Annotated in this window: 7 protein-coding genes; 6 read left to right on the top strand and 1 reads right to left on the bottom strand. The window is 44.6% G+C overall.

Annotation, left to right across the window (positions count from 1 at the left end; translation table 11 throughout):
* Positions 1–5: 5 nt before the first annotated feature.
* On the bottom strand, positions 6–1,367 hold the full coding sequence (locus QY309_08160) for a sigma-54 dependent transcriptional regulator (protein WKZ61453.1): 1,362 nt from the start codon (positions 1,365–1,367) through the stop codon (positions 6–8).
* Positions 1,368–1,466: 99 nt separating this feature from the next.
* On the opposite strand from QY309_08160, the gene QY309_08155 reads away from it, so the two are divergent.
* From QY309_08155 to QY309_08130, 6 genes are all read left to right on the top strand, one after another.
* Positions 1,467–1,934, top strand: a complete 468-nt coding sequence (locus QY309_08155; GenBank protein WKZ61452.1) for a hypothetical protein — start codon at positions 1,467–1,469, stop codon at positions 1,932–1,934.
* 5 nt (positions 1,935–1,939) lie between these two features.
* A complete protein-coding gene (locus QY309_08150) occupies positions 1,940–2,500 on the top strand; it encodes a rhomboid family intramembrane serine protease (GenBank protein WKZ61451.1) in 561 nt (186 codons plus the stop codon).
* Entirely contained in the window at positions 2,500–3,522 is a 1,023-nt protein-coding gene (gene holA / locus QY309_08145) for a DNA polymerase III subunit delta (protein WKZ61450.1), read from the top strand. Before QY309_08150 ends, holA begins: the two co-directional genes overlap by 1 nt.
* Positions 3,523–3,678: 156 nt before the next feature.
* Complete coding sequence (locus QY309_08140) at positions 3,679–6,720, top strand: tetratricopeptide repeat protein (protein ID WKZ61449.1); 3,042 nt, start codon at positions 3,679–3,681, stop codon at positions 6,718–6,720.
* Positions 6,721–6,725: 5 nt separating this feature from the next.
* Entirely contained in the window at positions 6,726–8,375 is a 1,650-nt protein-coding gene (locus QY309_08135; GenBank protein WKZ61448.1) for a hypothetical protein, read from the top strand.
* A gap of 82 nt (positions 8,376–8,457) precedes the next feature.
* Entirely contained in the window at positions 8,458–9,219 is a 762-nt protein-coding gene (locus QY309_08130) for a hypothetical protein (protein ID WKZ61447.1), read from the top strand.

Genomic DNA, 9,219 nt, shown 5'->3' with positions numbered 1-9,219 from the left:
ATACCCTAAATACCTGCAGCCTCCATCTCTTTCAGGTATCGGTAAAGTGATGATTTACCAATATCCAGACGTTTAGCCACCTCCAAAACATTGTTATCATAGCGGGTGAGGTAATGCCGGATAATCCGGTACATGTATTCCTGCATAGTCATCTCCTGGCTGAGTAGATATTCTGGCCGTTTGGCACTGCCGAAGGTGATGTGCTGCGGTTGAATCAGGTTGTCCTCACACATAACTGCCGCCAGTTCGATGACTGATTTCAACTCGCGGATGTTACCTGGAAACGGGTATTCCAGCATCCGCGACTGTGCCTCTTGCGAGATGAGTATTTTGGGCAACTGATTGTCTTTCGAAAATTGGTCAAGAAAATATTTCGCTATTAGAATTACATCGTTACCGCGTTCGCGAAGGGGAGGGAGGTTAATGGGCATACCTAATAACCGGTAGTACAGGTCTTCACGAAACCGGCCGCTTTTCACTTCTTCACCCAGGTCTTTATGGGTGGCCGAAATCACGCGCACATCAAGTTTGATAACCTGGTTTCCACCGATGCGGGTGATTTCGCGCTCCTGCAAAACGCGCAATAGCTTAGCCTGCAATGAGGGGTCCATTTCTCCGATTTCATCCAGAAAAATTGTTCCGCCTTCGGCTTCTTCAAACTTCCCAATCCGCTTTGTCACGGCACCGGTAAATGCGCCTTTCTCATGCCCAAATAACTCGCTTTCAATTAATTCGCGTGGTATAGCCGCAATATTAACGGCTACAAATGGCTTATTTTTTCTTTTGCTATTGTAATGTATAGCCTTGGCCACCAGCTCTTTACCCGTTCCTGTTTCGCCTGATATGGAAACTGAAATGTTGGTGCTGACGGCCTTTTCCATTAGCTGAAATACAGACTTCAAGGCTGTACTCTTGCCGATGATGCTGTTTTCAAATTCGTACTTCTCAGTGATTTCCTTCTTGAGATGATCAATCTCTTTTATGAGAGAAGATTTGTTTCGTGCATGGTTGATGGAACTGAGCAGGCGATCTTTCGTATCCTGATCTTTCGCGATGTAATCGAACGCACCTGATTTCAGTAACTCTACGGCCGTTCCAATCTTCTCCTGTGCCGATACGATAATCACACTGATGTTGGGATCGTAGCTTCTGACCTGCTCCAACACGCTCTCACCCGATTGATCGGGCAGGGAGTAGTCGAGTGTGATCACGGATGGGTTCTTGTGCAGGTTCGACAGACACTCTTTACCGGTAGTGAAATACTCTACTTCAAAATCGGGGTTAAGCCCCAACACATATTTCAGAAATTTGGTATAGGCAGGGTCGTCTTCTACAACAAATATTTTTAAAGGGTCCTTTTCGTACATGAGCTGATTCTTGACAGGAGTAAGATACGACAGTTTTTTTAACTCATAAAAGTACCAAAACATGGTATTATTCGACACATTTGTAATACGATTTTCAACATGGTTCCTGAACTCCACTCACTTAACGCACATGAAATGGAACTGGTGTATAAAGCACCGATTCTTGTCTGCATTCTGATAGCAGGTGCCGATGGTAAGATTGACCGCAAGGAGATCCAGGAAGCTATCCGCCATGCGGAAAAAAGAAAGAACCGGTCGGTTTCATCCGTATCAGTTTTGTTTCATGAAATTGCGCAAGACTTCGAGGATAAAATGAAGATTGTGCTTCAGAACTACCCATACGAATCCACACAACGCACACCTTTATTGGTGGAAGAACTTGCTGAGTTGAATACAATTTGGCCAAAGATTGATCAGGCATTTGCAGAAGAGTTTTACAAAACCCTGCTGGGACTAGCAGAAAAAATTGCCGGATCATCGGGTGGATTGTTAGGAATCAATACAATTGCCGATGAAGAAGCCCGATACATTAAGTTAAGCATGATCAAAAATCCCGCATCAACCTGATTTAGATGCCGCAATCCTCGATCATCGGAAGTTCTGTCATTCCGTTCCGTCTCGTTTTTTTTATGTGGCTTTGCTTTTACCTGGAGCAAAACTATGCCTGGCAAATCAGCGCTTACGGTATTGAACCCCGTACCTTAAAAGGACTGATTGGAATTTTTGTAGGCCCCATGGCGCATGGTGATGTATATCACCTGATATCGAATACCATTCCGTTGCTGTTTCTGGGAGCTACATTGTTCTATTTTTATAATGCTATAGCCAAAGCGGTTTTCTTTCGTGCCTATTTCTGGACGAACACATTGGTGTGGCTTTTTGCCCGGCCGGCCAATCACATTGGTGCTAGCGGGGTGGTTTACGGATTGGCGTTCTTTCTTATTTTCTTCGGCATATTCAGGCGCGATTTTCGTTCGATTGCCATTTCGGTGATCACCTTATTTTTATATGGAAGCGTCTTCTATGGTGTGCTTCCAGGCGATCCCGGAATATCATGGGAATCGCATTTGGGAGGCGCCTTGGTTGGTATTACATCAGCCATTACTTTTGGTGCCCGGAAACGAGTTGGATAATGGAAGCCAGTGTAAAGAAGATTCTAGAAAAACTGAAGGCGAGGAAATTCGATCCGGTCTATTTCCTGCAAGGCGAGGAGAGTTATTTTATCGACTACATTTCCGATTACATTGAAACTCATGCACTCTCGGAAACTGAGAAAAGCTTTAATCAGGTAGTGGTTTATGGAAAGGATGTAGCCATGGCTACTGTGCTTACACACGCCAGACGATTTCCCATGATGGCCGAACGGCAGGTGGTGATCGTTAAGGAAGCGCAGGATATTCAGGATATTGGACGGGAGACGGGTGCGAAACTACTTTTGGATTACCTGAAACAACCCGTACCCAGCACGGTGTTGGTTTTTTGCCATAAGCATAAGCAGCTTGATAAGCGGAAGGAGTTGGGAAAGAGCATAGAAAAACTCGCCACTACCATCTCGGGTAAAAAGCTTTACGAAAACCAACTCCCTGAATTTATCAGTGAATATGCCCGTGAAAAAGAAGTGAGTATTGATGCGCAAGCAGCTTACACCCTTTGTCAGTTGGTGGGTAACGATTTGAACCGGTTAACCAATGAATTTGATAAAGTTAGCCTGTTGCTCAAGCCGGGGGAGTCCATTACGGTGGAGCGGGTGATGAGTCATGTGGGGGTGAGTAAAGAATATAACATATTCGAGTTGCAGAAATCCGTAATTCAGCGCGATGGACTAACGGCTGCCCGGATTGTGAATTATTTTGAACAGAACACCAAGCGCAACCCGGTAATACCGGTTGTGGCATTTTTATATTCTTTTTTCAGCAAGCTTCTCATTGCGGCACAAGCTTCTGATAAAAGTGAAAAAGGATTGGTTAGTAGCTTGAAAATCAGTCCCTACGCTGTACGTGATTACAGTCAGGCTTTACAGCACTATCAGCTTATGAAGATCATTGAAAACATCATGCACCTGAAAACAGCCGATCTTCAATTGAAAGGCGTTGACTCGGGTTCAGCAGATGAAGGGCAGATACTTCGTGAACTGATTTATAAACTCATGCACTGAATGTGTTCATTGAACGTGACTGCCTTGGTTCTTACACACAAATTTCTTTACCTTTGAGTCCGTGCAGATGACACGGAAATTTTTTGACCTGATTTTTTGGTCTGCCATTTGCAATATTTTTTGCTGTTCGTGGTTCTAAACAAGAAACGACTGTTTGTGGCAAGGGTACTGGGATTATTTTTATTAGCCTTCTTTTCTACCGCAACCTTTACGGGTGCACAAGATCAGCTTTCAAGAAGCAGATCAGATATCTTATATAAGAAGGGTTTGGAATTGGTGAACCATGCCAATTATGGTGCAGCGCGTGAAGTATTTACGCAATACCTTCAACAATCCACTTCAACGGATACCAGGCGGGCAGAGGCGGAATACTACCAAGCCTATTGCGCATTAAACCTTGGCCACAGCGATGCAGAAAAACTACTGGAAGAATTTGTAGACAGCCATCCGGCCAATCCAAGAAGTAAAACAGCTTACCTTGATCTGGCCAACTACTTTTATACGGAGCGAAACTATGTAAAGGCCAGCGCTACTTTTGGCAAAGTTGATTTTGTTGCGCTCACGTCCGAGCAGCGCACCGAGGCTTACTTCAAGTGGGGGTACAGCTTGTTCAATCAGCGAAAGCTGGACGATGCATTGGTTAAATTCAATCAGGTAAAAATTCAGGATAGCCCGTATGCACCCGCGGCCAATTATTATGCCGGATATATCGCCTATGGAAATGGTGACTACGGTAGCGCGTATATTGATTTGAAACGAGCAGAGGCCAATGCTGCCTATGCACCTATTGTTCCACATCTCATTGCCAATGTTTTGTACAGGCAAAAGAATTACAACGACCTGATTCAGTATGAAGCAGGCTTGCGCGATCGGGCAAGTTCCATTACCAACTATGCGGAAATTTCCATGTTGGTTGCAGACGCTTATTACTTTAAGCAAGAGTACCAGAAAGCACTTGATGCCTACGAACTTTACCTTGATAAAAACAAAAGTAAAGCCCCGGCATCGTTGCTGTATCGGGCGGGGTACGCAAATTATGCCCTTGGCGTAGATGACCGTGCTATTGAATACCTGAAAGCTTCTGCAACTTCATCGGATACGGTTGGGTATTACGCCTCGTATTACCTGGGAATTTTGCACTTGAAACAAGGCAATAAGCCTTTTGCAGCCAATGCGTTTGATCATGCGCGTAAATACCTCAATGATAAAGATCTGGTAGAAGAGAGTACATTTCACTTTGCTAAAGTTTCGTACGATTTAGGAAAACCAGATTTAGCAATTACAGAACTTGAACGTTTTTTGATTGGCTTTCCGTCCAGCACCTACACCACCGAAGTAAAAGAAATTCTGGCGCAGGCCTATGTAAACGGAAACAATTACAACAAGGCCATTGAGTATATCGAATCATTGCCACAGCGTTCGACTGCTGTAAACCAGGCGTATCAAAAAGCAACGTTCTTAAAGGGCACGGAACTCTTTAATAAAGATGACTACACGGAAGCCGCTCAGTATTTTCAAAAATCATTGAGCTACCCTGTATCCCCGCAGTATGTTGGCTTGGCAAGTTTTTGGTTGGGAGAGGCATTCTCAATCGAGCGGAAATATCAGGAGGCCATTCCTCATTATCAAAAGGTGATTGCAACCACCGGTGTTGAACCTGAGGTTTTGATTAAGACACGATATGGTATCGCTTATGCACATTTTAATCTTCAACAATACGAACAGGCGCTGTTTAACTTCAAGGATTTCACCAACCGGTCGCCAAAATCAGGAAACATGTACACAGATGGACTGGTTCGATTGGCCGATTGCTATTACGTAAGCAAAAACTACCAGGAGGCTGTCAACACGTACAACCAGGCACGCAAGCTTAATTCTCCCGATGATGATTACATCCTCTTCCAAACGGGTGTAATCAATGGCATTTTGCGTAAGTACCCGGAAGCCAGAAATCAATTTAATGTGCTGATCTCAGGCTACCCAAAATCACAATATCGCGATGAGGCCATCTTTCAACGAGCGCAATTCGAAATTGAACAAGGCAACTATGAAACGGCAGCAAATGGTTTAACGCAGCTTATTAATGAAGGAAGTGGTTCACGGTTTCTGCCGTATGCGTATATGCGAAGAGCAGCTTCGTACTTTAACCTGAAGCAATACGATAAAACAGTCAGTGATTACGCAGCAGTTATTCAAAAGTTTCCGACACATCCAGCAGCACAGCAAGTGTTGCTACCTTTGCAGGAAGCGCTTGGGTTAGCGAACAGAAGTGATGAATTCGATCAGTACCTTACCGCTTTCAAAACGGCTAATCCGGAAGGAAAGAATCTTGAGGTGGTTGAGTTTGAAGCAGCCAAGACGCAGTACTTCAATCAACAATACGCTCGCGCCATCAATGGATTTAAAAATTTTCTAGCCACGTATGCCGGCAGTGCGCGTACGCAAGAGGCAAACTATTACCTCGCTGAATCCTATTACCGCTCCGTTGACCTGGATAATGCCTTGCCCGTTTATGTTCAGCTGAGCACTGATCAGAACTTTACTTTTCTCAATCGGGTAGTTGCTCGTATTGCAGAAATCGAATTTCGAAAGGGCCGGTATGAGAATGCCATCAACAGCTATCGCAAAATGGAACGCATGGCTACCAACAAAAAGGAACAGTTTAATGCGTGGTCGGGTTTGATGGAATCGTTTTATTTATTGGCGCAATACGATTCGGTCAATACTTACGCCAACATCATCCTTGAAAAAGGAAATATCAATGCAGGCGCCCAAAACAAAGCGTCTTTGTACCTGGGCAAGTCGGCCATGGCACAAGGAAAATATGATGCTGCCAAGGATGAATTTATCAACACCCTGAACACGGCTCAGGATGAATTTGGAGCGGAAGCACGCTATCGATTGGGTGAAATTTTTTACCTGACCGGTGAGTACAAACAAAGCTACGAAACATTGGTGGGCATGGATTCAGAATTTGGTGCGTACGAAGAATGGGTTGGTCGCGCTTTCCTGTTGCTTGCCGATAACTTTATGGCGATGCAAAATCCTTTTCAGGCAAAAGCCACCTTGCAATCGTTGATTGATAAATTTCCACTTGAGCATATTAAATCAACAGCAAAAGAAAAGCTGGCAAAGATTGAAGCAGAGGAATTGAGTAATCAAAAGAAAACCGAAGCGGATACGCTTGACAATAAATGATGTATTTGAAGTCGATACAAACGCTATTTTTATCCGGATTACTTGTGATCGGGTGCATCTTATCGGTACAAGCCCAGGATGAGGGAGGAGAAATCAAACCGGTTGAGATTGAAATCGTAAAAGAACGGGAAATCACCTTACCGCAAGCCAACCGGTTGTTTGATAAAATACCACCACGACCAGCCGAGCCAATTAAGCCGGAAATATCCTACACGTTTAAAACGTTGCAGTTCAACACACCGGAAGTGGTTACTTCCATTCGTCCGTTGCGCCTGAAGCAGGAGCAAGCTGCCGATGTGAGTGCAGGCTTTGTGAGTGCAGGGTACGGTAATTATGCGTCTCCGTACCTCGAAGCATTTTTCAATACCAAGGAGGACAAGAACAAATTGCTTGGCGTTCATGCTTTTCTGAACAGTTCGGGTAAAGGACCGGTAGATGGACGCAATTCAGGAAGTGGTAATTCGGGCGTTTCATTTTTTGCAGAATCATTTGGTAAAGAGATTACCCTACAGGCAAATGCAGGTTTTGAAAATTTCACTACGCATTTCTACGGATATCCTGAAGGCATGGAAGTTTCGCGCGATACCATTCGGCAATCGTACAATGTATTTAAAGCAGGTTTTGGATTGGCGAATGCCCGGAACACAGCCTTTAGTTATGGATTAGGCGGTAATTTCAGTTACCTGAAGGATAAATTTGAAGCAGCCGAAAGTACGGTTGACCTCACATTCAAAAGCGCCTATAAGCTTAAAGACGACCACGCGATTGAATTAAGCGCAGCTTATACCTTGATCAGCAGAAAAGATGAAGGGGTGGACGCCAAAGGCAGGAACCTGTTTCAGGTTAATCCCTATTATACTTTCAAGGCATTGGATAATGTAAAGTTTCGTATCGGTGCGGTTGTTGCGCTTGAAAACGATACGCTGGATAACCGTGATCTTCATTTCTTTCCTGATGTACAGGTAACGTATCCGCTTAGTCCGTCAGTTGATTTGATTGGTTCACTTACCGGTGGGGTTGATCGTGTTTCCTTGCAAAGCCTGATGCGCCAAAATCAATGGCTGGGTCCGGCAATTCCGATCTATCACACCAATCGCTTGTTTGATTTGCAAGCGATGCTAAATGCACGCATAAGCGGTAACTTGTTTATCAATACTGGTTTCTCGTTTGCCAACCTGCGCAACCTGTATTTCTTTGTTAATGATGTTGAAGATCAGTCGAGGTTTACCACCGTGTTTGATGACGGAGCTACGAAACGGGCTAACCTGTTTGCTGCCATTAACCTGAACTACGGAAATAAGGCTCGCTTAACCATTCGTGGTGATTACTTCAGTTATGGAACAGATAATCAGCCCGAAGCGTGGCATCGGCCTGGGTATAGCTTCAGCCTGAATGGACTATACAACCTGAAAGGGAAGATCGCTTTTAGTACCGATATTATTGCGCTTGGGGGAATCAAGGCGCTTGATCAGTCGCTTCAGACCATTACCCTCGATCCGGCCTTCGATCTGAATTTCAGAACGGAGTATTTTGTCTCCGATAAGTTCTCGGTGTTTGTTGACCTGATTAACATTTCGGGCTCCAACTATCAGGTATTTTTGAACTACCCCGTAAGAGGTTTTCAGGCCATGGGCGGCATAACCTGGAGCTTTTGAGCCATGCCGTTTACGATGCCCGATATGTTTGGATGCCTCAAAAATTCACTTAATTTTGTACATACCAACTGACTAACCCTTCATGGCAAGAAGAAAAAAGCAAAGCGAAGAAGACGCTAACAACGAAAATAAGGCGAATGAATCAGATGACTCGTTTGGTCTTCCTGAGATTGAATACGAGCCCATTCGCAAAGATGAAGAAGTAGAGAATTCGTCCTCCGAATCGCAGGAGACCCCTGAACCTGAACCACAGGAGGAACAGGTTTACTCTAATTATGAATCATCGCAGCAAGAAGAACAGCCCGCTGAAGAGTCTACATATCGTTATTCGGCTTACCAGGAAGAGTCTTCCATTTGGCCGAAGGTTTTGGGCATTTTGCTCGTCATTGTGTTGGCGCTGGGAGCAACTTGGTACTTTGTAATTTATCAACCGAAGGAAAAGGAACGAATAGCAAAAGAGGAAGCGGCAGCAGAGGCACTTCGTCAAAAAGCTTTGTTGGAGAAGCAAGAACAAGACAGGCTGGCAGAGGCAGTACGTCAGGCGGAACAACGTAGGTTAGATTCGTTAGCGGCTATTCCAAAAGAAGGAACCATAGAAACACTAAGTGACCGCACCGGTCGTTATTATGTGGTAGTAGCCAGTGCGCTCGATCAGGACTTGCTTATGGATTATGCCAAAGAATTGAGTGATAAAGGTGTGAGCTCAAAGATAATTCCTCCTTTCGGCAGGCATAAAGTTTCACGCATCAGCATTGCTGAAGGCGATTCGTTTGATGCCGCACAAACCATTGCCAACGGCCTGAAGGCTGAGTATGGCGATGCGGTTTGGGTATTGAAGTACTGA

The organism is Cyclobacteriaceae bacterium (assembly GCA_030584025.1).
Taxonomy (GTDB): Bacteria; Bacteroidota; Bacteroidia; order Cytophagales; family Cyclobacteriaceae; genus UBA2336.
Note: the sequence above shows the minus strand (reverse complement) of the source record. Positions and strands in the feature narration are given on the sequence as shown.

Coding starts and splice junctions, on each gene's coding strand:
- QY309_08160 (WKZ61453.1), bottom strand. CDS start 1,367: ATGTACGAAAAGGACCCTTTAAAAATATTTGTTGTAGAAGACGACCCT.
- QY309_08155 (WKZ61452.1), top strand. CDS start 1,467: ATGGTTCCTGAACTCCACTCACTTAACGCACATGAAATGGAACTGGTG.
- QY309_08150 (WKZ61451.1), top strand. CDS start 1,940: ATGCCGCAATCCTCGATCATCGGAAGTTCTGTCATTCCGTTCCGTCTC.
- holA (WKZ61450.1), top strand. CDS start 2,500: ATGGAAGCCAGTGTAAAGAAGATTCTAGAAAAACTGAAGGCGAGGAAA.
- QY309_08130 (WKZ61447.1), top strand. CDS start 8,458: ATGGCAAGAAGAAAAAAGCAAAGCGAAGAAGACGCTAACAACGAAAAT.